The sequence below is a fragment of the Rathayibacter sp. Leaf185 genome, from assembly GCF_001423885.1.
In the GTDB taxonomy this organism is placed as follows: domain Bacteria; phylum Actinomycetota; class Actinomycetes; order Actinomycetales; family Microbacteriaceae; genus Rathayibacter.
The window spans coordinates 946,618-969,583 of record NZ_LMPP01000002.1; the positions used below are offsets into that span (position 1 = coordinate 946,618).

Genomic DNA, 22,966 nt, shown 5'->3' on the forward strand with positions numbered 1-22,966 from the left:
GTCGAGAGGCGCGGACGTCGGGGGAACCGCCGTCTGCTCTCCGTCTGCTCGGTGGTCGAGTAGCCCTGCAGGGGCGTACCGAGACGAGCTTCCGAGGTCAGTCCGCTGATCCGGCCTTCTGATGCTGGTGGATCTCGACAGGCCCGCTGCGCGGGCTACTCGATCAGTAGGGAGGGGGGTTGCGCGACTCGCCGAGTCTTGACGGGGCCGACTGGTCGAGCAGCTCCGCGGGGCGCATCGAGACCCCCCAGCGTCGACTGGGCAGGGGTCCCGCCACGCCTCCTGGAGCAGGCGCGTCAGAACGGGGGTGGTGGGCCGTCGAAGCGCGGGCGTGGGGTGGGTGGTCGTCCGGGGAGGGCGGGTGGTCGGGTGGTGACGTGGCGGCCGGTGGGGGTGGTCCAGTCGGTGGTGCCGTCGGGGTGGAGGACGTAGGTCCAGCGGTCGCCGTGGCGGAGGTGGTGGTGGGCGGTGCAGAGGGAGGCCAGATTGCTCAGCGCCGTCTCGCCGCCGTTGCGCCATTCGATCGTGTGGTCGGCCTCGGCCGTGGAGGCGGGTCGGGTGCAGCCGGGGAAGCGGCAGGTCTGATCGCGCAGCTGCAGGTGAAGTCGCATCTGCGGCGGCGGGACCCGGAGGGTGCGTCCGACGGAGGCGACCGTGCCGGTGTCGGGGTCGATCAGGACGCGGGTGAACGTGGCGGCGATCCCGACGAGGTGGCGGGCGGTTGCGGCGGGGATCGCTCCGTAGCCGTCGAGGTCGGCGTGAGCGTCGTCGAGACCCGCGGCGGTGCTCGCGGCGAGGGTGAGGCGTACGTCCGCGCGCATTCCGGGGACGAACGTCGGAGTCGTCGTTCCGTCGCTGACCGGGGTGGTGCCGGCGATGTCGCCGTCGCAGAGCAGATCGGTGAGCGCGTCGGCGCGCAGCTGAGCGAGAGTGCGCTCATCGCCGCACTCCCCGCTGCCGTCAGTCCCGTCGCGGAGGCTCCGCGCGATGCGGTCGAGGCGGTTGTAGACGCCGACCGCCAACGGGGCAGGTAGATACGCGGACAGCGTGGCCATTCCGTCGATCTCGGGGGTGAGCCAGACTTCGCGGTCCTCTTTCGCGCGGGCGTGCCGCTTCTCGAGGGGCTGGTCGTGCAGCTCGTCGCGGAGGCGGTCGACGGCGCGTCGCAGCTGCGTCGGCGTCGTCGTGAGCGCGAGCTCCGCGGCGCGCTCGTCGAACTCGGGGAGCGACTCCTTCGGCAGCAGCGCGGCGACCGAGCAGATCACCTCGGCCGCCCGCCACCTGATCCGCGCGGCCGCGAGCGCCGCCCGGGTCAGCGGCAGGTCCTCGACGAGCAGNAGCGCGGCGACCGAGCAGATCACCTCGGCCGCCCGCCACCTGATCCGCGCGGCCGCGAGCGCCGCCCGGGTCAGCGGCAGGTCCTCGACGAGCAGATGCGCGCGTTCGAGCTCGCGCGACAGCTCCCGCTCGGAGACCCCCGATCCGACCGCGAGCTCGGCGCGGATCGAGCGCTCGACGAGGTCGTGGGACTCGCTGCTCGACAGGCGACCGCGGGCGAACGCGAGCGGGATCGAGAGTGCTGCCCGGTACACCTCGTACAGCTTCTCGGCAGCCGCGAGCAGAGCCGGGGACGCGTTCCGGGCGAGCCGGCCGACCTCGTCCGCGCCCTCGCGAATCGCGTCGAGTGACGCCTCCGCGGGTCTCATTTCTGCTGCAACTGCCATACGGACATCGAACCAGCGAGTACCGACACGGGACCGGCGAAGGCGCCAGAACAGGACGACTCGCGCCACGAGAAGGCCGATGAGAGGAGCGGGTGAGGAGAAGAGGAGCTGCTGCTTGCTCTGGGCCGCGAGACGAGATCTGCGGGTCCCGCCTTCTGACGCGGGTGGATCTCTCTACGCCCGCTGCTCGGCCTACTCGCGCAGCAGGCAGCAGGCAGCAGGCAGCAGGCAGCAGGCAGCAGGCAGCGGGCGGTGGGGATCGGGTGGCTGGCGGCGGCGGTGGGGATCGGTTTGCGGGCGGCAGGCAGCGGGCGGCAGGTGGCGGATGGCGGGAAGCGGGTGGGGAGTCGCGGGTGGCGGGCAGCCGGTACGAGGTGGCTGGCGGCTGGCGTCAGGCGCTGACCAGCGGGCGGTGGGCAGCAGGAGGCAGCCGGCAGGCGGCCGGGGCCGTGGGACCCGGCTGTGAGCGGCTCGCAGCAGTCGGTCGGTGCCGTCGGGTGGCGGCGAGCGGTGGAGTGCGAGCAGCGTGCAGTAGCAAGCGCAGGCGGGGCGGCGGCCGGCAGGTCGGCGGCAGGCCGCGGGCGGCAGCAGGACAGGCGCGAGTCGTGGGTCGCGGCCGCGGCGGCTACTGGTCGAGGAGGCGGGCGATGACGGCGAGGACGTCGTCGGCCTGGCCGCGGGGGCCGTCGGCAGAGGGCAGCAGGGCCGAGTTGTAGTAAAGGCCGTCGCTCATCAGGACGATGGCGCGGGCGATCAAGGGGTCGCCGACGGCGTCGGTGACTACCGCGTTCCAGCTGTCGTGGATCCGGGCGAGGCCGGCGCTCGCGCGCTCGTCGTGGCCCTGGGCGATGCGCGAGACCGCGAGGATCGTGCGGTCGAAGGGGGTGTCGGCGGCGAACGAGGTGCGGATCAGGTAGGGGACGACGCCCTCGTCGGAGGTCCTGATCCGGCCGATGTCCTCGGCGAGACGCTCGTCGAGGCGCTCGACGAGACCGTCGACCAGGGCGTCCTTCGAGGGGAAGTGGTAGAGCAGCCCGCCCTTCGAGACGCCGGCGGTGCGGGCGGTGGCGTCGAGGGTCGCCGCGCGCTCGCCCTGCTCGATGAGGAGCGTCTCGAACGCGTCGAGGACGCGGTCGCGGGCGGGGGAGGGCATGCGCCCAGTCTACGAGCGAGACTTCGCCCAGCTCTCGACTACTGTACCGGCTGGACGGTATACTTCTCCGAGTCGTCCCTCGAGAGGAAGCACCACCGTGTCCGCCCGCACCGCCCCCGCCGCCGTCCGCCTGCCCGCCTCCGACCCCGCCACCGACCGGGTCGGCCGTCGCGCCTGGTTCGCGCTCGCGGTGCTGATGCTGCCCGTGCTGCTGGTCTCGGTCGACAACACCGTCCTCAACTTCGCTCTGCCCTCCATCTCGGAGGACCTCGGCCCCTCGGGCACCGAGCTGCTCTGGATCGTGGACGCGTACCCGCTCGTGCTCGCGGGACTCCTGGTCGCGATGGGGAGCCTCGGCGACCGCGTCGGGCGCCGCAGGCTGCTGATCATCGGCGCGATCGGCTTCGCCGTCGTGTCGGTCGCGGCGGCCTTCGCGCCGACCGCAGGCGCGCTGATCGCCGCACGTGCCGCGCTCGGCCTCTTCGGCGCGACCCTGATGCCCTCGACGCTGTCGCTGCTCCGGAGCCTCTTCCCGAACCGCGATCAGCGGCGCCTCGCGATCGCGATCTGGGCGACCGGGTTCGCGGTCGGGTCCGCGGTCGGACCGCTGGTCGGCGGCGTCCTGCTCGAGAACTTCCCCTGGGGCTCGGTGTTCCTGCTCGCCGTCCCCGTTCTGCTGCCGCTCGTCGTGCTCGCACCGCTGCTCGTCCCGGAGTCGCGCGACCCGCGGCCCGGCCCCGTCGACATCGTCAGCATCGTGCTCTCGCTCGCGACGATGGCTCCGATCGTCTACGCGATCAAGTCGGCGGCCGAGCACGGGATCGACGCCGTCGCGATCGTCTCGCTCGTGGTCGGAGTGACGAGCGGCGTGCTGTTCGTGCGCCGCCAGCAGCGCCGCGCGGTGCCGATGCTCGACCTCTCGCTCTTCCGCCGCGGCTCGTTCAGCGCGGCGATCCTGGTCAACCTGCTGAGCGTCGTCGCGCTCGTCGGCGGGCTGTTCTTCGTCTCGCAGCACCTGCAGCTCGTGGTCGGGCTCTCGCCGCTGGAGGCCGGCCTCGTGCTGGTTCCCGGGCTCGCGGTGATGATCGTGGCGGGGCTGGGTGTCGTACCGGTCGCGCGGAGGATCTCGCCGCGCCTCGTCGTGCCGGCCGGCCTCGTGATCTCGGCGGTCGGCTACGCGCTGCTCGCGCTCGGCAGCGACGTGCCGGGCGGCGCCTCCGCGCTGACCGTCGCGGTGGCCTTCGCCTTCCTCGGGCTCGGGATCGGCGCCGCGGAGACCGTCTCGAACGAACTGGTCCTGGCGAACGCCCCGGCCGACAAGGCGGGTGCCGCCTCCGCCGTGTCGGAGACCGCGTACGAGCTCGGCGCGGTGCTCGGCACGGCCACGCTCGGCACAGTGCTCACCGCCGCCTACCGCAGCGGCGTCGTGCTGCCGGAGGGCCTCGACGCCGGTCAAGTGCAGCGCGCGGGCGAGACCCTGGGCGGAGCGGTCGCCGTCGCGGGCGAGCTGCCCGCCGACTCCGCCGCGAGCCTGCTCGCCTCGGCCGGAGCCGCGTTCGACGCGGGCGTGGGCGCCTCGGCCTGGATCGGCGTCGGACTCGTGCTGCTCGCGGGCGGCCTGGCGGCCTGGCGGCTGCGCCGGAGCTGACCCGCGCGGCCGAGAGTACGCTGGGGGCGTCCCTGTCCCCGCACGCCTGAGGATCCCCATGCCCCGCACCGTGTCGCCCCGAACCGTGAAGCTCGCCGTCATCCCCGGAGACGGGATCGGACCGGAGGTGATCACCGAGGCCGTGAAGGTCCTCGACGCCGTCACCGCCGACTCCGACCTGGTGATCGAGAAGACCCCGTTCTCGCTCGGCGCCGGCCGGTTCCTCGAGACGGGCGACGTGCTCACCGACGAGGACCTCGCCTCGATCGCCGGGCACGACGCGATCCTGCTCGGCGCCGTCGGCGGCGTACCGGGGGACCCGCGCCTGAAGAACGCGAACATCGAGCGCGGGCTGCTGCTGCGCCTCCGCTTCGCGCTCGACCACTACGTGAACCTGCGGCCGACGCGCCTCTACGCCGGGGTGCCGTCGCCGCTGTCGGCGCCCGGCGAGGTCGACTTCGTCGTCGTGCGCGAGGGCACGGAGGGGCCGTACGTCGGCAACGGCGGGGCGATCCGCCAGGGCACGCCGCACGAGATCGCCAACGAGGTCTCGGTCAACACGGCCTACGGGGTCGAGCGCGTCGTGCGCCACGCGTTCGAGCTGGCCCGCAAGCGCCGCTCGAAGCTGACCCTCGTACACAAGACCAACGTGCTGGTCTTCGCCGGCTCGCTCTGGAAGCGACTCGTGGACGAGATCGGGGCCACCTACGAGGACGTGGCCGTCGACTACCTCCACGTCGACGCCGCGACGATCTTCCTGGTGACCGACCCTGCTAGGTTCGACGTCATCGTCACCGACAACCTCTTCGGCGACATCCTGACCGATCTGGCCGGCGCGATCAGCGGCGGCATCGGCCTCGCCGCCTCGGGCAACATCAACCCCGACGGCGCGTTCCCCAGCATGTTCGAGCCGGTCCACGGATCCGCGCCCGACATCGCCGGGAAGCAGCTCGCCGATCCGACGGCCGCGATCCTCTCGGTCGCCCTGCTGCTCGACCACCTGGGCCTCCCCGACGAGGCCGCCCGCGTGACGGCGGCCGTGACCGCCGACATCGAGTCGCGCGACGGCACCGCGCGCTCGACCTCCGCGATCGGCGACTCCGTCGTCTCCCGCCTCCGCTGACCTCCCGCAGAAAGCTCACACCATGACGATCCCCCTCCCGCTCGCGCAGGACCTCACCTTCGCGGTGACCCCCAACCCGGCCCCCCGCTCGGCCGAGGAGCGCGCGCACATCCTCCAGGCCCCCGGCTTCGGCGTGCACTTCACCGACCACATGGTCGACCTCTGCTGGTCGCGCGCCGGCGGCTGGCACCGACCACGCGTGCAGGCCTACGGCCCGATCTCGCTCGACCCGGCGGCGTCGGTGCTGCACTACGCGCAGGAGATCTTCGAGGGGATGAAGGCCTACCGGCACGCCGACGGCTCGATCTGGACGTTCCGCCCCACGGCGAACGCCGCCCGGCTGCAGCGCTCGGCCCGGCGCCTCGCGCTACCCGAGCTGCCGACCGAGCTCTTCGTCGAGTCGCTCCGCCAGCTCATCGCGGTCGACGGAGACTGGGTCCCGTCGGAGCCCGAGACGAGCCTGTACCTGCGGCCCTTCATGTTCGCGAAGGAGGCGTTCCTCGGGGTCCGCGCCGCCGAGAAGGTCGCGTACTACGTGATCGCGAGCCCCGCCGGCGCCTACTTCTCGGGAGGCGTCGCCCCCGTGTCGATCTGGCTCTCCACTTCCTACGCCCGCGCGGGCAAGGGCGGCACCGGAGCCGCGAAGACCGGCGGCAACTACGCCTCGTCGCTGCTGCCCCAGCAGGAGGCGTACGAGCACGGCTGCGCGCAGGTGCTCTTCCTCGACTCCGAGGAGTCCCGCTACATCGAGGAGCTCGGCGGCATGAACGTCGTGCTCGTGAAGAAGGACGGCACACTCGTCACTCCGGAGTCGGACTCGATCCTCGAGGGCATCACGCGCGACAGCGTGCTGCAGCTCGCCGAGGACCGCGGGCACCGGGTGGAGCGCCGCCGCGTCACGATCGACGAGTGGCGCGACGGCGTGGCCTCGGGCGACGTGGTCGAGGTCTTCGCCTGCGGGACGGCGGCGGTCATCACTCCGATCGCCGAGCTCAAGGGCGACGGCTTCTCGGTGGGCCACGAGGGCGCGCCGGCCGGCCCGCTCACGATGTCGCTGCGCGAGGAGCTGACCGACATCCAGTACGGACGTCGCGAGGACACGCACGGCTGGATGACGAGGTTGGACGCATGAAGATCGCACGATTCGCCACGCAGCGCTCCGGGGACAACGGGGGCGCCATCTTCTTCGGGATCGTCGACGAGGACGAGCTGGTGGTCCTCGCGGGCGACCCGATGTTCGCCGGGTTCGACACGACGGGCGAGCGCATCCCGATCTCGGAGGCGAAGCTGCTCGCACCGGTCATCCCGCGCTCGAAGGTGGTCGGCATCGGCAAGAACTACTCCGACCACGCGGCCGAGATGGGCGGCGACGCTCCGGCCGAGCCGCTGATCTTCCTCAAGCCCAACACCTCGGTGATCGGCCCGGACGAGGCGATCGTGCTGCCCGAGGACAGCCAACAGGTCGAGTACGAGGGCGAGCTGGCGATCGTGATCGGCGCCGTGGCGCGGAACGTGCGCGCGGAGGACTACGAGGACGTCGTCTTCGGCTACACGATCGCCAACGACGTGACCGCGCGCGATCTGCAGAAGTCGGACGGGCAGTGGGCGCGCGCGAAGGGCTACGACACGTTCTGCCCGATCGGGCCGGTGATCGAGACCGAGCTGATCTGGAACGAGAGCGCGCTCGAGACCCGCGTCAACGGCCGCCGGGTGCAGTCGGGCAACACCGGCGACATGATCCACGGGGTGCCCGAGATCATCGCGTACGTCTCGCGGGTGTTCACGCTGCTGCCGGGCGACATCATCCTCACCGGCACGCCCGCCGGCGTCGGGCCGATCGCGAACGGCGACACGGTCGCGATCGACATCGAGGGCATCGGCACGCTGTTCAACCCGGTGATCGTGCGCGGCTGAGCCGTCACGACCACCGGGTCGGTGCTCAGTCGGCGCTCGCGCGGTCGTCGCCGACCGGGCCGTCGGTCTCGTCGGGGAGGGTCGCGTCATCGGCGACCGTGTCGCCACCGCTGTCGCCCTCGGTCACGGCGTCGCTGACGCCCCGGTCGATGGCCGTGCCCCCGGGGGCAGCGCCCGCGGCGGAGCCGTCGGTGCCGCCCTCCCCGGGCAGCACGGTCTGGGCTCCTCCGAGGTTCGGTGCCTCGGTGCCGGTCTGCTCCGGCAGGTCCTCGTTCACGTTCTCGGCCACAGCGGCTCCTCTCGTAGGACTCCAGTCGAGCACGCGGGCCGTTCGGCGAGCAGGGTCTTGACACTCCGGGAGGCGGCCGGCCAGGGCGCTTCACCGTGCTCCCCGGAGCTGTCAAGCAGGGTCGCGGCGGGCGGGCGGAGTCGTAGCGTCGAAGGCATGAGCTCGACCCGCACGACCCGTTCCGCCTCCGATCCCATCGCCCGCATCGCCCGGGAGGACTTCGGCTGGTCCTCGCTGCTGCCGGGGCAGCGCGAGGCCATCGAGTCGGCAGCCGCGGGGCGCGACACCCTGCTCGTCCTCGCCACCGGAGGCGGCAAATCGGCCGTCTACCAGATCGCCGGGGCCGAGCGCGGAGGCGTCGTGCTGGTCGTGTCTCCGCTCGTCGCGCTGCAGGCCGACCAGCTCGCCTCGATCGAGGCGGCGCCCGCCGCGCCTCCGGCCGTCGCCGTGAACTCGGCCCAGGGAGCCTCGGCCGTGGCCCGGGCCTGGGAGCGCATCGACGAGGGAGGACCCCTCTACGTGCTCCTGGCTCCCGAGCAGCTCGCGAAGGAGGAGAACGTCGCGCGGCTCGCCGCGGCCGGCGTCTCGCTCCTCGTGGTCGACGAGGCGCACTGCGTGTCGTCGTGGGGCCACGACTTCCGCCCCGACTACCTCCGCCTCGCCGACGTCCGCCGCGAGCTCGGCGACCCTCCGGTACTCGCGATGACGGCGACCGCCTCCGGTCCCGTGCGCGACGAGATCATCGAGCGGTTGCGGATGCACGACCCCGAGGTGCAGGTGCACGGGGTCGACCGGCCCGAGATCAGGCTCGTCGTGCACCGCCACGAGAGCGAGAACGAGAAGCGCGCGGCGGTCGTCGAGGAGGCGCGCAGCTGGACGGCTCCCGGGCTCGTCTACGTCGCTACGCGCAAGGAGACCGAGGTCTACGCCGCCGAGATCGCGGCCGAGGGCCGACGGGTCGCGGCGTACCACGCGGGACTCAAGGTCTCGGAGCGCAAGGTCGTGCACGAGCAGTGGCGGCAGGGCGAGCTCGACGTGGTCGTGGCGACGTCGGCCTTCGGGATGGGTATCGATCGCGGCGACGTGCGCTTCGTGCTGCACGCGACTACGACGGAGTCGCTGGACGCGTACTACCAGGAGATCGGCCGGGCCGGCCGCGACGGCGAGCCGGCGACCGGAGCCCTGCACTACCGCGCGGAGGATCTGGGACTGCGCCGCTTCTTCGCCAAGCGCTCGGTCGACAAGGCCGCTCTGCGGGTGGTCTGGGCCGCCGTCACGAGCCAGCCGGGCGTGAGCATCGCCGAGCTCGCGGAGGCGTTGGGGAAGCCGGCGCGGACCGTCTCCCGGATCGTGAACGACCTGGCGGACGCGGACCTGCTCGAGACCGGCGCGGGGCTGCGCGCGACCAGCGAGGTCAGCGGCGATGCCGCCGTGCGGGCGGTGAAGGAGGCGATCGCCTCCCGTGAGCGGATCGCCGAATCACGGCTCTCGATGATGCGGGCCTACGCGGAGACGACCCACTGCCGCCGCCGGGTGCTGCTGGACTACTTCGGCGTCGAGAGCGAGGAGTGGTGCGGCAACTGCGACGGCTGCGAGCGGCGCGAGGCGGCGTTCGAGCACGCGGTCCAGGAGGCCCCGGCCGACGCTCCGCTCTCGGTGGACGAGGCGGTGGAGCACCGCGAGTGGGGTGCCGGGACGGTCATGAGCGTGGAGGCCGACCGGGCGACGATCTTCTTCGAGTCGGAGGGCTACAAGGTGCTGTCGTTCGCGGCGCTCGAGACGGGAGTGCTGCGCGAGCGCGAGGACGCCTCCGCCTGAGACCACGCAGAAGGCCGCCCCTCACGGGACGGCCTTCTGCGTGACGGGGCTCAGACGTTCGAGACGGCCGAGCTGACGTCGGTGGGCTTCTCGTAGTCGCCGTCGGGGATCGCACGCAGGGCGTCGAGGACGTCGCCCTCGGCACCCTCCTTCTCGGCGGTCTCGACGATCGTGTCCTTCGACGCGGGGTAGTCGATCCCGGCGAGGTACTTCTGGATCTGGATGGGGTTGGGCGTGGCCATGACGGCGTCCTTTCGTGGGGGTGTCAGGAGGGGCGGGTCTGAGTGCCGGAGCGGATGCGGTGCACCATCTCGGTCGTGGAGTGCTCGGAGACGTATCCGACCGTCGTGACGGTGCCGCCGTACGAGCGCACGACCACCGCCTCCGCGAGCATGTCGGGGGCGTAGTCGCCGCCCTTCACGTAGACGTGCGGCCGCACGCGCTCGAGGAGCGGGATCGGGGTATCGCCGCTGAAGAGCGTGACGTAGTCGACGCAGCCGAGCTCGGCGATGACTCCTGCGCGGTCGCCCTCGCCGTTGATCGGGCGGCCCTCGCCCTTCAGGCGGCGGACGGAGTCGTCGTCGTTCACCGCGACGACCAGCACGTCGCCGAGCTCCCGTGCCTGCCGCAGGTAGGCGGTGTGGCCGCGGTGCAGCACGTCGAAGCAGCCGTTGGTGAAGACGACCCGGCGGCCGCGGCGCGACTCCTCGGCGAGGACCTCGACGAGGCGGTCCTCGTCGAGCACCGTCGCGGCGGGGGCGGCCAGAGAGGCGAGCAGGTCGTCGGCGCTGCAGACGGAGGTGCCGGGGCGCTGCACGACGACGTCGGCGGCGGCCTGCGCGAGGTCGACGGCGTTGGCGAGGGAGCGTCCGGCGGCGAGGGCGAGCGTCGCGGTGGCGGCGAAGGTGTCGCCGGCTCCCGAGGCCTGCTTCTCCTCGGCGGGCTGGGCGAAGGTGCGGGTGAGCGTGCCGTCGGCGTCGAGGGCGGCCGACCCGTCGCGGTCGAGGGTGACGACGACGTGGCGGGCGCCGGAGCGCTCGCGGAGGCCGTCGGCGTTCGCCCGCACGGCGGCGGCGCGCGCGGTGCCGCGGCCGAGCGAGCCGCCGAGGAGGAGCTCGGCCTCCTTCGCGTTCGGCGTGACGAGATCGGGTCGCGCGAACGCCCAGTCGGCGAGGTCGTGCGCGTCGATCACGAGCAGCTCGGGGCGGCCGGCGGCGAGCATCCGCTCGACCGCGGCGCGGAGGACGCCGGAGCCGTAGTCGCAGACGAGGACGGCATCGGCGCCCCTGGCGGCCTGCACCGCGGTGTGCGCCAGCTCGTCGAGCACCGCGTCACCCGGACGGTGGGGGCCGGAGTCGACGCGCAGCATCACGCTGTCGCCGCCGACCACGCGGGTCTTGATCGTCGTGGCGACATCGCTCCGGATGATCGCGCCGGTGTCGAGGCCGGCGCGGTCGAGGGCGGCGAGGAGGCGGTCTCCCTCGGGATCGCGGCCGGCGACTCCGACCGTGCGGACCTCGGCGCCCAGGGCGCGCAGGTTGGCGGCCGTGTTCGCCGCACCGCCCGCGACGTCGACGACGTCATCGAGGCGGAGGACCGGAGCCGGAGCCTCGCGGGTCACCCGCTCGGCCTCGCCCAGCCACCACGAGTCGAGGATGAGATCGCCGACGACCACGACGACCGGCGGCCGCTCGCGGACGTGCGCGACGAGAGCGCTCGCGCGCTGGAGAGCCGAGCCCTCGAGGCTCATCGGCCGGCGCCGGGGAGCACGGGCAGGCCGAAGTGCACGACCGTGGTGGTGGTCATCTCGTCCAGCAGCTCGGGGCCGTAGCCGAAGCCGGAGCCGCTGGTGCCGCGGGGCTGCGCGCTGCCGCCGGGGGCGCCTCCGAAGACGCCGTTGATCTTGACCGTGCCGACCGGGAGGGTCGCCGCGGCACGGTGGGCGTGCTCCATGTCGGCGGTGAGCACGGTCGCGGCGAGGCCGTAGGGGCTAGCGGCGGCGCGGGAGAGGGCCTCGTCGAAGTCGTCGACGACGAGGATCGGCGCGACGGGACCGAAGGTCTCCTCGGTCATGACGAGCATCTCGTCGGTGCAGCCGGTGAGGACGGTGGCGGGGTAGAAGGTGCCGTCGCCGGGCGCGCCTCCCGTGAGGGCGGTCGCTCCGTTCGCGGTGGCCTGCGACACGTGCTCGTGCACGGCATCGCGCATGCGGGCGTCGACGAGGCGGGGGAGCGGGCCGGCGCTCCAGCGGTCGGCTTCGGCGACGAGGGCGGCGGTGAACGCCTCGGCGACATCGCGGTGCACGTAGATGCGCTCGACGGAGGTGCAGATCTGGCCGGCGTTGGCGAAGGCGCCGAGGGCGGCCTGCTCCGCGGCCCAGACCGGGTCGACGTCGCGGTCGACGACGAGCGCGTCGTTGCCGCCGTTCTCGAGGATCACGTGCGCGCCGGTGACGGCGGCGACCCGTGCGAGCGCGCGGCCGGTGGCGGTCGAGCCGACGTGCGCCAGGACGTCGACGCCCTCGGTGCGGGCGAGCGCGTCGCCCACGGTGCCGTCGCCCTCGACGAGGGTGAGCACGCCCTCGGGCAGCGCTTCGGCGAGGATCCTGGTGAAGAGCGCACCGGTGCCCGGGCTGCGCTCGCTGGGCTTGTGGATGACGACGTCGCCCGAGACGATCGCGGCGCCGAGCATGCCGGCGGCGACGGCGACGGGGTCGTTCCACGGGGTGAGCGCGAGGACCACGCCGCGCGGGTGCGGCAGGGCGAGATCGACGTTGAGGGCGCCTCCGCGCAGGCTCCTGCCGCGGTGCAGCGGGCCGAGCTCGGCGTACTGCAGGAGCGTGTCGACTCCGGCGCGGACCCCGCCGAGGGCGTCGCCGGCGGGCTTGCCGGTCTCGTGGGTGTTGAGCGCGGCGAGCTCCTCCTCGCGCGCGGCGACGCGGTGCGCGGCGGCACGGAGCAGGGCGCCCCGCTCGGCGGGCGCGGTGGCGGCCCAGGCGGGGAAGGCGGCGCGGGCGCCTCGGACGGCGTCGGTCGCGAGGGCGGTGGGGGGTGCGGTGTCGATGGTCACGGTCACCTCTCGGTCGGAGGCGTCCTGCAGGGTCGCGGACGCGCTCCCGTCCCGTACCCTCGCGTCGGGTCGTTAGACACGGCCCCGGCGATCAGCTCCGCTCGTCGGCGGCGTCGAGCAGCCGGAGCGTGATGCGGTCGAGGACGCTCGCGGCCGCGGAGAGATCATCCGCGGTCGGATCGGCGTCGTCGGGAGAGAGGTGCCGGTGCAGGTCGCGGTGCATCGCCCGCATCGCCTCGTCACCGGTGGTCGTCAGCTCGAGGTGCAGGCTGCGTCGATCCTGCGGGTGCTCGACCCGGCGGACGAAGCCCGACGACACCAGCCGCGTGGTGATGCCGGTCACCGCGCCCTTCGACACCGCGAGCAGAGCCGAGAGCTCCTTCGGCGTGATGGAGCCGGCCGCGCCGATGCGGAAGAGGCAGCGGAGCTCGACGTCCGACAGGCCGTGCTCGGCGGCGAGGCGGCCCCGGTGCCCCTCCAGAGCGCGGACGAACCGCACGGCCGCATCCGGGAAGCCCTCGAGCCGGTGCTGCTGCGGCGTTCCGCCCGTCACTCGCGTCTCCCCGAATCCACCCCGTTACGCTACGCGGTCGTCGCGGAGAAGACCACTCATTTGTTCAGTAAACGAATAGTTCACAATCTGAACCATGATTCCCGACATCCTGACCCAGGGTCAGTACGACACCGTCTACAACGCCCTCTCGCTCGTGATCGCCTCCCAGCTGTTCACGGCGATCTTCCTCGCCATCTCGCTGACCAGGATCCTGCCCCGGTACCGGCAGGCGATCACCGTCGCCATCGTCGTGTGCGGGATCGCGGCCTACCACTACTTCCGCATCTTCGACTCCTTCAAGGAGGCGTTCGTCACCGAGTCGATCGGCGGGACGGGCGACTACACCCAGGCCGCGGGCGCCTCCTTCAACGAGGGCTACCGCTACGTCGACTGGCTCCTGACCGTGCCGCTGCTGCTGGTCGAGCTCGTCGCGGTGCTCGCCCTCGCGCGGAAGGTGCAGTCGCGGCTGCTCTTCCGGCTCGTCCCCGCGTCGGCCCTCATGATCGCGCTCGGCTACCCGGGCGAGATCAGCGGGGACAACGGCGTGCGGGGGATCTTCGGGATCCTCTCGACGATCCCGTTCCTCTACATCCTCTTCATCCTCTTCACGCAGCTGAGCCGCTCGCTCGAGAACCAGCCGGCGGGCGTGCGGGGCACGCTGGGACGGCTCCGCTTCCTCCTGCTGCTCAGCTGGGGCGTCTACCCGATCGCCTACCTTCTGCCGCTACTCGAGGTCTCGGGTGCTGACGCGTGGGTCGGCAAGCAGGTCGGGTACTCGATCGCGGACATCCTCGCGAAGGCGGTCTACGCGCTGATCATCTTCCACGTCGCCAAGATCAAGTCGTACGACGACGACCACACGTTCGCGGCGATCGAGACGTCGAGGGCCGACGCCCCGGAGCGGGAGGCGCCGGTCGAGCGCGGTGTCGCCAGCGAGGGCGAGGCGGCGGCCCGCGGCTGAGCGCGCACCGGGCGGCGGTTTGCGGCGGACGGGCCGCCGACCCCTCCGCGGCAGTCCTCGGTCACTCCCGCGACCCGCCCCGCCCCCTCGGACCGACGACGGCTCTCCAGATCCCGACGCCGACCCCGAGTGTCCAGAACGGGAGGCCGACGAACGCCAGGATCCACAGAGGCCCGCCGCGCCGACCGGAGCCGACGACCTCGTCGAGACGCCAGTCGTGGGCGATGCAGACGGCGAGAGTGACGGCGAGGAATCCCGCCGACACCGCCGCCAGGAGCAGGGGGCGGGCGGCGAGGGCCTCGTGGACCTTCCGCCGCTGCGTCATCCCGTCACACTAGGACGGCCCGGATCCTCTCGGCGACCGGCACGGCGGGCGGCCGGATGCTCAGCGGAAGAAGCGGATCGCCGGGACCCTGACCACCCGGCCACCAGAGGACTGCACGAGACCGACGACCGCGACGACGAGAGTGACGACGCCGAGCAGCAGCCAGACGATCGCGGCGAGATCCCAGGGGAAGAAGCCGCTCGCTCGGATCGACAGGGCGACGACCCACACCACGGTGCACGGGACGGCGATCACGAGAACGGTGAGACCCCAGTCCGCGGCTCGGCGGCCGTTCGCGCGCGCGAGTCCGCCTGAGCGGCTCTGATGCAGGCCGACGGCCACCATCACCACGCCGCTGATCACGAGAGTGACGAACGGGAGCAGGAGCAGTCCCAGGAGCCCGAGCCCCCAGGACAGGGCCGCCGCGGGCGGTCGGACGGCGGACGGCGGCGGCGGTGTCGGGGCGTTCGTCACCCGCACAGGCTACCGACGGAGGTCCGGCGTGACGCCCCGGAGCACGCGCGCGTTTCGGATCGGCGCCCGCGGGGAACAGGGAGGGTGCACCCGCCCCCGGAGACGTTCGCGCCTCCGCCGCACCCGAGAGGAACCCCCGTGGTCGCCATCGCCCCGCTCCGAGACCGCTTCGACGGAGTCGAGAGGATCGCGGTGCTGCGCGGCGGCGGACTGGGCGATCTGCTGTTCGCGCTGCCGGCGGTCGACGCGCTCGCCGCCGCGTACCCGGGTGCCGAGATCACTCTGCTCGGGAGTCCGGCCCACCGTGTGCTGCTCGACGGCGTCGACTCGCCGGTGGCGGACGTCGAGATCCTGCCCGTCGCGCAGGGCGTCCGCGATGGCGCCGGGGAGGACGAGCGCGTCGTCGAGGACTTCACGGCGCGCATGCGGGCCCGGCGGTTCGACCTGGCGGTGCAGCTGCACGGGGGCGGCCGGTTCTCGAACCCGTTCCTGCAGCGGCTCGGAGCGCGGCACACGATCGGGACGCGAACCGACGACGCGGCGGAGCTCGAGCGCACGATCCCCTACGTCTACTACCAGCACGAGATGCTGCGTGCGCTCGAGGTCGTCGGCCTGGCAGGGGCCGGAGCGGTCAGGCTCGAGCCGTTCCTGCACGTCGATCCGGAGCGGCGCGACCGGCTCGCGGCCGCGCTGCCCGCGGGCGGCCCGCTCGTGCTGATCCATCCGGGCGCGACGGATGTGCGTCGGCGCTGGCCGAGCGCCTCCTTCGCCGAGGTGGCGCGGGCGCTGCTGGCCGATGGGGCGCGCGTGCTCGTCGTGGGTGACGCCTCCGACGTGCCGGCCGCCGACGAGATCGTCGCGGGAGCGCCCGGCGCCCAGTCGTGGGCGGGCGCGGTCGAGCTGCCCGATCTCGCTCCGCTGCTCTCGCTCGCCGATGTCGTGCTGGGCAACGACAGCGGCCCGCGCCATCTGGCGGCAGCGGTCGGCGCGCCGACGGTCGGGGTCTTCTGGGTGGGCAACGCGATCAACGCCCAGCCCCTCGGCAGGCAGCGCCACCGCGTGCAGCTCAGCTGGACGACGCGCTGCCCGGTCTGCGGGATCGACGTCACGCAGGTCGGATGGACGGCTCCGCGCTGCGAGCACGAGCTGAGCTTCGTCGACGACGTGCCGGTCGACCGGGTGCTCGAGGACGTGCGCGGAGTGCTCGCCGCGACCCGCTGACCGCGAGATGCCACTTGAGTACACGACACGCCGCGGCGGGCGTACTCAAGTGGCATCTCGCGGAAAGCCGTCAGGGCATCAGGGCCAGGACGGCTCCTCCTCGTGCGTGATCACGAGCTCGCGGACCTCGCAGCCGCGCGGCTGGCCGAGCACGAACATCACGGCGTTCGCCACGTTCTCCGGGTCGTTCAGCAGCGCATCCGGTCCCGGCTTGTACTGCGCGTCGCGGTCGTCGAAGAAGCGCGTCTTCATGCCGGAGGGGATCAGCGTCGTCACGCCGATCTCGCCCTTGGTCTCGGCCGCGAGGGCGCGGGTGAAGCCGAGTACGCCGAACTTCGACGCGCAGTAGGCGGTCGCGTCCGAGACGGCCTTGATCGCGAGCGAGGAGGCGACGGTCACGACGCGACCGTGCGACTCGGTGAGGAACGGCAGGGCCGCGCGGACGACCGCCGCAGTGCCGAGCAGGTTGACCGAGATGACGCGCTCCCACTCCTCCGGCTCGACGTCGACGAGGCGACCGCAGCGGTCGATGCCGGCCGCGGTGACGACGGCGTCGAGCCCGCCGTGCTCGCGGGCGATCTCGACGACGGCCTTCTCGGCCTCGCGGGTCTTCGCGACGTCGACCTGGTAGGCCGCGACGCCCTCGCCGAGCGAGGAGACGTCGCGGTCGAGGATGATCGGGGTCCCGCCGGCGGCGGTGACCGCGGCGGCGACGGCGGCGCCGAGGCCCGACGCTCCTCCGGTGATCAGAACGCGGCCGATGGGGGTGGGAGTGGTGCTCATGGGTGTCCTTTCGAGGGGGCGGAGTCAGCCGACGCGAGCGAGCGCGGCGGCGAGACGGGTGGTCGAGCGGCCGGGGTGGTACGGCACGGTGAGCACGCGGCCACCCCACTCGGCGACGGTCGCGGTCTCGGGCAGGGACTCGGCGGAGTAGTCGCCGCCCTTGACCCAGACATCGGGGCGGATGCGGCGCAACGCCTCGTCGGGCGTGTCCTCGCCGAAGACGAGCACGGCGTCGACGCAGCCGAGCGCGAGGAGGAGGTCGACCCGGTCGTCCTGGGGGATGATCGGCCGGAGCTCGCCCTTCAGGCGCCGCACGGAGTCGTCGGAGTTGAGGCAGACGATCAGGCAGTCGCCGAGCGAGCGCGCGGCGGCGAGGGTCCTGGCGTGGCCGGCGTGCAGCAGGTCGAAGCAGCCTCCGGTGGCGACGACGGTGCCGCCCGAGGCGCGGACCGCCTCGGCGACCCGGAGCGCGTCGACGCCGCCGCCGTGCAGCGGTGCCGCGTCGGCGGGGGCAGCGAGGGAGGAGACGCCGCCCGCGAGCAGGTAGGCGCCCGCGTCGGCCACGGCGGTGCCGACGGCGGCCGAGGCGCTCGCGCCGTGCGCGAGGGCGACGGCGGCGGAGGCGGCGAACCGGTCGCCCGCGCCGCACGGGTCGGTCGGCGGCACCGGGGCCGCCGGCACGACGACCGGCACGCCGGCTCCCCGGGAGCGCACCAGCGCGCCGCCGGAGCCCATGGTCACGGCGACCGCCCCGCAGCCCCAGCGCTCGAGCAGCGTGGTCGCTGCCGACTCGGCCAGCGTCACTCCGCGACCCGTCGCTCCGGAGAAGGCGGTCGCCTCCGCGAGATTCGGGGTGACGAGCGTCGCCGCGGCGACCGGAGTAGAGCCGCGCGGGTGCGGATCCCAGACGAGCGGCACCGTCAGCGCATCGAGCGCTGCGCGCAGCGAGGCGTCCTCGGTGAGGCGCCGTCCGTAGTCGGCGACGACGACCGCGTCGACTCCGTCGAGTGCGGCGAGCATCTCCTCCGTCACCGCGGGCACCGGCGGGCGCTCGCAGCCGCGGTCGAGGCGCACGACGGCGTGCCCGGAGGCGGCGACGCGGGTCTTCACGGGCGTCGGGGCGCCGGACGGCCCGGCGATGACGCGCACGCCGTTCAGCTCGGCGGTCAGCTCGGAGGCGTCGGGGTCGTCGGAGAGCACCGTCACCAGGGTGACGTCGTGACCGTCGCGGGCGAGCATCCTGGCCACGAGGCCGGCGCCTCCCGCACGGACGCTGCGGGTGGACACGTCGATGACGGGCACCGGAGCATCGGGGCTCAGCCGCTCCGCCGGCCCCGAGAGGTCGACGTCGAGCATCACGTCGCCGACGACGGCGATCCGCAGGCGGGCGCTCACGCGGCGGCCTCGGTCCGAGCGCGGATCCGGTGCTCGAACGCCCGGCACAGTGCGTGCACGAGCACGAGCTGCGCCTCCTGCACATTCGAGCCGTGCCCCTCGAGCGCGATGGAGTCGTCGCACGCCTCGGTCAGCGGGTTGGGCCCATCGCCCGTGAGCGCCCAGGTGCGGGCCCCCGCGGCGCGCGCCGCCTCGGCCGCGTGCAGCAGGTTGGCGCTGCGTCCGCTGGTCGAGAGCAGCACGACGACGTCTCCCGCGCGGGCGTGCGCGGTGACCTGGCGGGCGAACACGTGGTCGAAGCCGTAGTCGTTGCCGATCGCGGTGAGGCTCGACGACTCCGCGTGCAGCGAGATCGCCGAGAACGGGATCCGGTCGCCGTCGAAGCGGCCCACCAGCTCGGCCGTCAGATGCTGCGCCTCGGCCGCCGAGCCGCCGTTGCCCGCGGCGAGCAGGCGCGCACCCGAGTGCAGGCGGTCGGCGAGGTCGATGCCCCAGGCCGCGATGCGCTCGGAGTGGCGCTCGAGCTGCGCGACGACGTCGAGCGCGCGGGCGACGTGGTCGTCGATCAGGCGGCGGGCCGCGTCGGTCGGAGTGTCGAGAACGGTGTCGAGGGTCATCGTGCCGCCTTCCGGGGGAGGGGGAGCGAGGGCGCTCCGGTGAGCAGGGGCTCGGCGAGCGCCGAGAGGTAGGCGGTCTCGGTGTCCGCGGCGACGCGGTCCCAGGAGTAGCGGGAGGCGACTCGCTCGCGGCCGGCGGCCCCGTAGGCGCGGGCGCGATCGGGCTCGTCGATCAGTGCGGCGAGGGCGGAGGCGAGCGCCACCGGGTCGCGCGGCGGCACGTGCACGCCCGTGACGCCGTCGACGACCGTGTCGATGAGCCCGCCGACGGAGGACGCGACGACCGGGACTCCGCAGGCCATCGCCTCGAGCGGCGTGATGCCGAACGGTTCGTACCAGGGCGCGCAGACCACGATGTCGGCCGAGCGGAGCATCGACGGCATGTCGGTCTGCGAGAGCTGGCCGACGAGGGCGACGCGGTCGGCGACTCCGAGGCTCTCGGCGATCCCGTGCAGGCGCTGGTACTCGGGGTCGGCGGCGAGCGCGTCGCCCGAGCCGGAGCCGCCGACGATGACGAGCTCGGCGTCGCGGCCGTCGGCGACCAGCCGGGCCAGCGCCTCGATGGCGTGGCCCATGCCCTTGCGCGGCACGAGGCGGCCGATGCTCATCAGCCGGGTGCGGTCCGAGCGGGGCGCGACGGGCCCGTCCGGGGTGAAGCGCTCGATGTCGACTCCGCACGGCACGATCGAGATGCCCTCGGCCGGGACGCCCAGGGCGGTGAGCTCGGACACCTCGTCGGAGCACGTCGCGACGATGCCGTCGGCGCGGCGGCCGACCCCGGGCTCGAGCCATTCGCGCTCGGCGGGGCTCGTGTCGTTCGCACCCTGCTGGCGGCGCTTCACGACTCCGAGAGCGTGGAAGGTGTGCACGACCGGCACGCGGTGGCCCGTCGCCTGCTCGATCCGCTCGGACGCGTCGAGGGCGGCGACGCCCGACATCCAGAAGTGGCTGTGCACCAGGTCGGGCCGCTCCTCGAGCCAGTCGGCGGCGAGATCGACCGCGAAGTCGCCCATGAACGGCAGCAGCTCGTCCTTCGAGACCCGGCGGGCCGGTCCCGCGTCGATGTGCACGACCTCGACTCCGGAGGAGAAGGGGACGCGGCGGGGGAGGGCGGCGTCGTCGCGGCGCGTGTAGACCACGACGCGGTGGCCGCGGCGGGCGAGAGCCTCGGCGAGGGCCGCGACGTGCACGTTCTGCCCGCCCGCGTCCACTCCGCCGAGGGTGGCGAGCGGGCTCGCGTGCTCCGACACCATCGCGATGGTCAGGGGCTGCGTCATCGGGTGCTCCCTCTCTCAATGAGGCTGTGGCGGGGGAGGTCGGCGAGCACCGTGTCCCAGTCGCGGTGGAACCGGCCGAGTCCGTAGCGCTCGAGGGCGACCTCCCGGGCCACCGCTCCGGCGATCGCCGCGCGCTCCGGGTCCTCGATCAGCGCGCGGGCGGCGGAGGCGAGGGCGTCCAGGTCGTTCGTGATCGCCCCGGCCTCCGGCGGCACCGCACGGCCCGCCTCCGTCACGTCCAGCGCGACCACGGGCATCCCGAGGTGCATGGCCTCGAGCAGCGCGAGGCCGAGCGAGGTCCAGCGGAACGGATGCAGGTACACCCGCCGCTGGGCGAGCGCGGCGTGCATGGCCTCGGTGCGGACGTCGCCCTGCACGTTCACGGCGTCGAGCCCCGGCAGCTCGCGGAGGCGATCGGTCTTCATCCCGAAGACGTCGAGCGGTGCGATCGCGGCGAAGCGCGGCAGCAGGTCCGTCCCGGCGACCCGGCCGCGGCGCACCGGCTCGTTGACGGCGACGCCGAAGTGCGGCAGCTCGCCCGTGTAGAGCGCGCCGGGGTCGTGGATCCCGTGCTCGATGACCGTGGTCCTCGTCGATCCGGTGTCCCACATCAGCGCGTTGAAGTGCGTGACGTGCACCAGGAGGAGGTCGTCGCGGTCGGCGAGCGGGTGCCGGTTGTGGGGTACGTCGCCCCGGGGCGTGTTGTGCTCGACGTAGATCATCGGGACGTCGCGGCCGAGGAGGCGCTGCGCCTCGGCGAGCTCCTCGGGGCGCTGCAGCAGCACCGCGTCGACCTCGGCGTCGCGCAGCTCGCGCGGCGCGATCTCGATCGCGTTCGGCCAGTCGCGGCCGCCGGTGCCGAGGCCCCAGCCGTCGCGCTCCGGAGTCGTCGGGAGCAGGTACTCGTGGTCGCCGCGGACGAACGCGTCCGCCCAGCCGCCGTGCACGTGCCAGAGCAGGATCCTCATGCCATCGCCTCCGTCGTCGTCAATCGCAGGGCGGCGGCGACCGCCTCCTCGGCGCTCACCCCCGCCAGGCAGGGGTGGCCGGGCACCGGGCAGACCCGGGCACGCGAGCCGGCGCAGGCCGCGTGCTGGTCGCCGAGCAGCGCGACCGGAACGCCGTAGGGCGCCCAGCGCACGGCCGGCACGACCGGCGCGAAGAGGCTGACCACCGGCGTGCCGACGGCCGCCGAGAGGTGCGCCGGGCCGGTGTTGCCGCAGATCACCACGGAGGCGCGCGCGAGCACCTCGGCGGCCCCAGCGAAGTCGGTGGCCCCGCCCAGGTCGACTCCGCGCGTGCCTGCGACCTGCGCGGTCAGCGCGCGCTCGCCGGGGCCGCCCGTGACGGCGACCGTCCAGCCGGCGTCGGCGAGCAGCTCGACGGCGCGGGCGGCGTTCTCGGCGGGCCAGGCCCGGGCCGGGACGGCCGCGCCGGGGTGCACGACCACGTAGCGGCCGACTCCGTCGAGCGCTGCGGGGAGGCCGCCCTCGCGGCGTACCAGCAGCAGTCCGTCGTCGCCCTCGGGCAGGGGGAACCCGGCCGCGGCGGCGATCGCGAGTGCCCGCTCCGGCTCCGGCTGATCCTCCTCGAGCGTCTCACCCGGGACCAGGCGCACGTCGAGCAGTGCGCCCGCGAAGTCGACGGAGGCGCCCGAGACGCGGGCGACACCGGCCAGGCGCAGCAGCAGCGCGAGCGGCAGCGGCGACTGGTGGAACGAGGTGAGGATCACGGCCTCGTCCGGTGCGAAGTCCCGCACGATCGCGGCGAGCTCCTCGACCAGGGCGGCATCGACCGGCCGGGAGGCGTCGCCTATCCAGGGGCACGACCAGGTGCGCACGGAGGAGGGGCCGGGCAGCAGGGCGCCCGCGGGCGCCCCCTGCGGCCCGCAGAGAAGCAGCACCTCGGCGTCCGCCGCGATCGCGCGGACGGCGGGCCCGCAGAGCAGCACGTCCCCGGCGCTGTCGAGGCGGGCGACGAGCACGCGCCGGGTCACTCCGCGTCTCCGTCCGGCTGCATCGCGAGCAGCAGCTCGACCGCCTCGAGGAGGGTCGCCGCCTGCAGGGGCGCGGCCGCCACCTCGGCGTCGAGGGTGATCGGAGTCGGCACGAGCACCCCGCGGGCGCCGGCGGCCGCCGCGGCGCCCACATCAGCGCCGATGTCGCCGATCACCGCGAGGGAGTCGGCGGGCAGCCCGAGGGCATCGGCCGCGCCGAGCACCATCCCGGGGGCGGGCTTGCGGCAGTCGCAGCCGTCGTCGGGCCCGTGCGGGCAGAGCATCCAGACGTCGAAGCCGCCGAACAGCTCGTCGACCCGTGCGTTCACGGCGTCGGCCTGTGCGCGGTCGATGATGCCGCGGGCGATGCCCGACTGGTTGGTGACGACTCCGAGGGCCAGCCCCGCCTCGCGGGCGCGCGCCACGGCGTCGAGCGCGGTCGGCATCGGCACGACCTTCGAGGCGTCGCCGTTGTAGGGCACGTCGACGACGAGCGTCGCGTCGCGGTCGAAGAGGATCCCGCGGAGCCGCGCCGGGGCGGAGGCCGGGGCGGAGAGGGAGCTCGGGGAGACGTTCACGTTCTTCTCGTACCCCTCCCGGAGGGGTCGTAAACCGGCGGGAGGAGA

Annotated in this window: 23 protein-coding genes; 7 read left to right on the forward strand and 16 right to left on the reverse strand. The window is 73.6% G+C overall.

The window, feature by feature from the left end:
* Positions 1-296: 296 nt before the first annotated feature.
* The coding region (locus ASG06_RS11700) for an HNH endonuclease signature motif containing protein (protein ID WP_231727687.1) at positions 297-1,337 on the reverse strand (1,041 nt) is incomplete at its 5' end.
* A gap of 1,012 nt (positions 1,338-2,349) precedes the next feature.
* Positions 2,350-2,877, reverse strand: a complete 528-nt coding sequence (locus ASG06_RS11705) for a TetR/AcrR family transcriptional regulator (RefSeq protein ID WP_056042188.1) — start codon at positions 2,875-2,877, stop codon at positions 2,350-2,352.
* 97 nt (positions 2,878-2,974) lie between these two features.
* Here ASG06_RS11705 and ASG06_RS11710 point away from each other — a divergent pair, with 97 nt between their 5' ends.
* From ASG06_RS11710 to ASG06_RS11725, 4 genes are read left to right on the forward strand one after another with little or no spacing between them, the layout of a single operon-like run.
* Positions 2,975-4,525, forward strand: coding sequence for an MFS transporter (locus tag ASG06_RS11710; RefSeq protein WP_056042191.1), 1,551 nt, complete (start codon positions 2,975-2,977; stop codon positions 4,523-4,525).
* 58 nt (positions 4,526-4,583) lie between these two features.
* Entirely contained in the window at positions 4,584-5,648 is a 1,065-nt protein-coding gene (locus ASG06_RS11715; protein ID WP_056042194.1) for a 3-isopropylmalate dehydrogenase, read from the forward strand.
* Positions 5,649-5,670: 22 nt separating this feature from the next.
* Positions 5,671-6,780, forward strand: a complete 1,110-nt coding sequence (locus ASG06_RS11720) for a branched-chain amino acid aminotransferase (protein ID WP_056042196.1) — start codon at positions 5,671-5,673, stop codon at positions 6,778-6,780.
* The gene (locus ASG06_RS11725) at positions 6,777-7,562 is read left to right on the forward strand and encodes a fumarylacetoacetate hydrolase family protein (protein ID WP_056042197.1); all 786 of its coding nucleotides are present in this window, start codon (positions 6,777-6,779) and stop codon (positions 7,560-7,562) included. Before ASG06_RS11720 ends, ASG06_RS11725 begins: the two co-directional genes overlap by 4 nt.
* Positions 7,563-7,587: 25 nt before the next feature.
* On the opposite strand, the gene ASG06_RS11730 is transcribed toward ASG06_RS11725, so the two are convergent.
* Positions 7,588-7,851 carry a hypothetical protein gene (locus ASG06_RS11730; protein ID WP_056042199.1) on the reverse strand — a complete coding sequence of 88 codons (264 nt, stop codon included), beginning with the start codon at positions 7,849-7,851 and terminating at the stop codon, positions 7,588-7,590.
* A gap of 156 nt (positions 7,852-8,007) precedes the next feature.
* Here ASG06_RS11730 and ASG06_RS11735 point away from each other — a divergent pair, with 156 nt between their 5' ends.
* Positions 8,008-9,669, forward strand: coding sequence for a RecQ family ATP-dependent DNA helicase (locus tag ASG06_RS11735; RefSeq protein WP_056042201.1), 1,662 nt, complete (start codon positions 8,008-8,010; stop codon positions 9,667-9,669).
* A 50-nt stretch (positions 9,670-9,719) separates the two neighbouring features.
* On the opposite strand, the gene ASG06_RS11740 is transcribed toward ASG06_RS11735, so the two are convergent.
* From ASG06_RS11740 to ASG06_RS11755, 4 genes are all read right to left on the reverse strand, one after another.
* Complete coding sequence (locus ASG06_RS11740) at positions 9,720-9,911, reverse strand: DUF2795 domain-containing protein (RefSeq protein WP_056042203.1); 192 nt, start codon at positions 9,909-9,911, stop codon at positions 9,720-9,722.
* 23 nt (positions 9,912-9,934) lie between these two features.
* Positions 9,935-11,419, reverse strand: a complete 1,485-nt coding sequence (rfaE2, locus tag ASG06_RS11745; protein ID WP_056042205.1) for a D-glycero-beta-D-manno-heptose 1-phosphate adenylyltransferase — start codon at positions 11,417-11,419, stop codon at positions 9,935-9,937.
* Positions 11,416-12,732, reverse strand: a complete 1,317-nt coding sequence (locus tag ASG06_RS11750; RefSeq protein ID WP_442965609.1) for an aldehyde dehydrogenase family protein — start codon at positions 12,730-12,732, stop codon at positions 11,416-11,418. Before ASG06_RS11750 ends, rfaE2 begins: the two co-directional genes overlap by 4 nt.
* Before the next feature lie 97 nt (positions 12,733-12,829).
* A complete protein-coding gene (locus tag ASG06_RS11755; RefSeq protein WP_056042209.1) occupies positions 12,830-13,291 on the reverse strand; it encodes a MarR family winged helix-turn-helix transcriptional regulator in 462 nt (153 codons plus the stop codon).
* A 94-nt stretch (positions 13,292-13,385) separates the two neighbouring features.
* Here ASG06_RS11755 and ASG06_RS11760 point away from each other — a divergent pair, with 94 nt between their 5' ends.
* Positions 13,386-14,252: a bacteriorhodopsin gene (locus ASG06_RS11760; RefSeq protein ID WP_082499154.1), complete on the forward strand. Its 867-nt coding sequence runs from the start codon at positions 13,386-13,388 to the stop codon at positions 14,250-14,252.
* Between the two features lie 61 nt (positions 14,253-14,313).
* On the opposite strand, the gene ASG06_RS11765 is transcribed toward ASG06_RS11760, so the two are convergent.
* Positions 14,314-14,577, reverse strand: a complete 264-nt coding sequence (locus ASG06_RS11765; protein ID WP_056042212.1) for a hypothetical protein — start codon at positions 14,575-14,577, stop codon at positions 14,314-14,316.
* Between the two features lie 60 nt (positions 14,578-14,637).
* On the reverse strand, positions 14,638-15,051 hold the full coding sequence (locus tag ASG06_RS11770; RefSeq protein ID WP_056042214.1) for a DUF4870 domain-containing protein: 414 nt from the start codon (positions 15,049-15,051) through the stop codon (positions 14,638-14,640).
* Positions 15,052-15,189: 138 nt separating this feature from the next.
* On the opposite strand from ASG06_RS11770, the gene ASG06_RS11775 reads away from it, so the two are divergent.
* Entirely contained in the window at positions 15,190-16,272 is a 1,083-nt protein-coding gene (locus ASG06_RS11775; RefSeq protein ID WP_056042216.1) for a glycosyltransferase family 9 protein, read from the forward strand.
* 78 nt (positions 16,273-16,350) lie between these two features.
* Here ASG06_RS11775 and ASG06_RS11780 read toward each other — a convergent pair whose 3' ends face one another.
* From ASG06_RS11780 to ASG06_RS11810, 7 genes are read right to left on the reverse strand one after another with little or no spacing between them, the layout of a single operon-like run.
* On the reverse strand, positions 16,351-17,055 hold the full coding sequence (locus ASG06_RS11780; RefSeq protein ID WP_056042218.1) for an SDR family oxidoreductase: 705 nt from the start codon (positions 17,053-17,055) through the stop codon (positions 16,351-16,353).
* A 24-nt stretch (positions 17,056-17,079) separates the two neighbouring features.
* On the reverse strand, positions 17,080-18,438 hold the full coding sequence (locus ASG06_RS11785) for a PfkB family carbohydrate kinase (RefSeq protein ID WP_056042607.1): 1,359 nt from the start codon (positions 18,436-18,438) through the stop codon (positions 17,080-17,082).
* Positions 18,439-18,446: 8 nt separating this feature from the next.
* A complete protein-coding gene (locus ASG06_RS11790; protein ID WP_056042220.1) occupies positions 18,447-19,067 on the reverse strand; it encodes a D-sedoheptulose-7-phosphate isomerase in 621 nt (206 codons plus the stop codon).
* Positions 19,064-20,332, reverse strand: a complete 1,269-nt coding sequence (locus ASG06_RS11795; protein WP_056042609.1) for a glycosyltransferase — start codon at positions 20,330-20,332, stop codon at positions 19,064-19,066. Before ASG06_RS11795 ends, ASG06_RS11790 begins: the two co-directional genes overlap by 4 nt.
* An 8-nt stretch (positions 20,333-20,340) precedes the next feature.
* A complete protein-coding gene (locus ASG06_RS11800; protein WP_056042221.1) occupies positions 20,341-21,312 on the reverse strand; it encodes a glycosyltransferase in 972 nt (323 codons plus the stop codon).
* Entirely contained in the window at positions 21,309-22,340 is a 1,032-nt protein-coding gene (locus ASG06_RS11805; protein ID WP_056042223.1) for a glycosyltransferase family 9 protein, read from the reverse strand. The genes ASG06_RS11800 and ASG06_RS11805 overlap by 4 nt, the downstream gene beginning before the upstream one ends.
* Positions 22,337-22,918 carry an HAD-IIIA family hydrolase gene (locus tag ASG06_RS11810; protein ID WP_056042224.1) on the reverse strand — a complete coding sequence of 194 codons (582 nt, stop codon included), beginning with the start codon at positions 22,916-22,918 and terminating at the stop codon, positions 22,337-22,339. The genes ASG06_RS11805 and ASG06_RS11810 overlap by 4 nt, the downstream gene beginning before the upstream one ends.
* Between the last annotated feature and the right edge of the window lie 48 nt (positions 22,919-22,966).

Excerpts from the sequence above, each read along its gene's own strand:
- ASG06_RS11705 (WP_056042188.1), bottom strand. The coding sequence starts at position 2,877 with ATGCCCTCCCCCGCCCGCGACCGCGTCCTCGACGCGTTCGAGACGCTC.
- ASG06_RS11715 (WP_056042194.1), top strand. The coding sequence starts at position 4,584 with ATGCCCCGCACCGTGTCGCCCCGAACCGTGAAGCTCGCCGTCATCCCC.
- ASG06_RS11720 (WP_056042196.1), top strand. The coding sequence starts at position 5,671 with ATGACGATCCCCCTCCCGCTCGCGCAGGACCTCACCTTCGCGGTGACC.
- ASG06_RS11725 (WP_056042197.1), top strand. The coding sequence starts at position 6,777 with ATGAAGATCGCACGATTCGCCACGCAGCGCTCCGGGGACAACGGGGGC.
- ASG06_RS11735 (WP_056042201.1), top strand. The coding sequence starts at position 8,008 with ATGAGCTCGACCCGCACGACCCGTTCCGCCTCCGATCCCATCGCCCGC.
- ASG06_RS11740 (WP_056042203.1), bottom strand. The coding sequence starts at position 9,911 with ATGGCCACGCCCAACCCCATCCAGATCCAGAAGTACCTCGCCGGGATC.
- rfaE2 (WP_056042205.1), bottom strand. The coding sequence starts at position 11,419 with ATGAGCCTCGAGGGCTCGGCTCTCCAGCGCGCGAGCGCTCTCGTCGCG.
- ASG06_RS11760 (WP_082499154.1), top strand. The coding sequence starts at position 13,386 with ATGATTCCCGACATCCTGACCCAGGGTCAGTACGACACCGTCTACAAC.
- ASG06_RS11765 (WP_056042212.1), bottom strand. The coding sequence starts at position 14,577 with ATGACGCAGCGGCGGAAGGTCCACGAGGCCCTCGCCGCCCGCCCCCTG.
- ASG06_RS11780 (WP_056042218.1), bottom strand. The coding sequence starts at position 17,055 with ATGAGCACCACTCCCACCCCCATCGGCCGCGTTCTGATCACCGGAGGA.
- ASG06_RS11790 (WP_056042220.1), bottom strand. The coding sequence starts at position 19,067 with ATGACCCTCGACACCGTTCTCGACACTCCGACCGACGCGGCCCGCCGC.
- ASG06_RS11800 (WP_056042221.1), bottom strand. The coding sequence starts at position 21,312 with ATGAGGATCCTGCTCTGGCACGTGCACGGCGGCTGGGCGGACGCGTTC.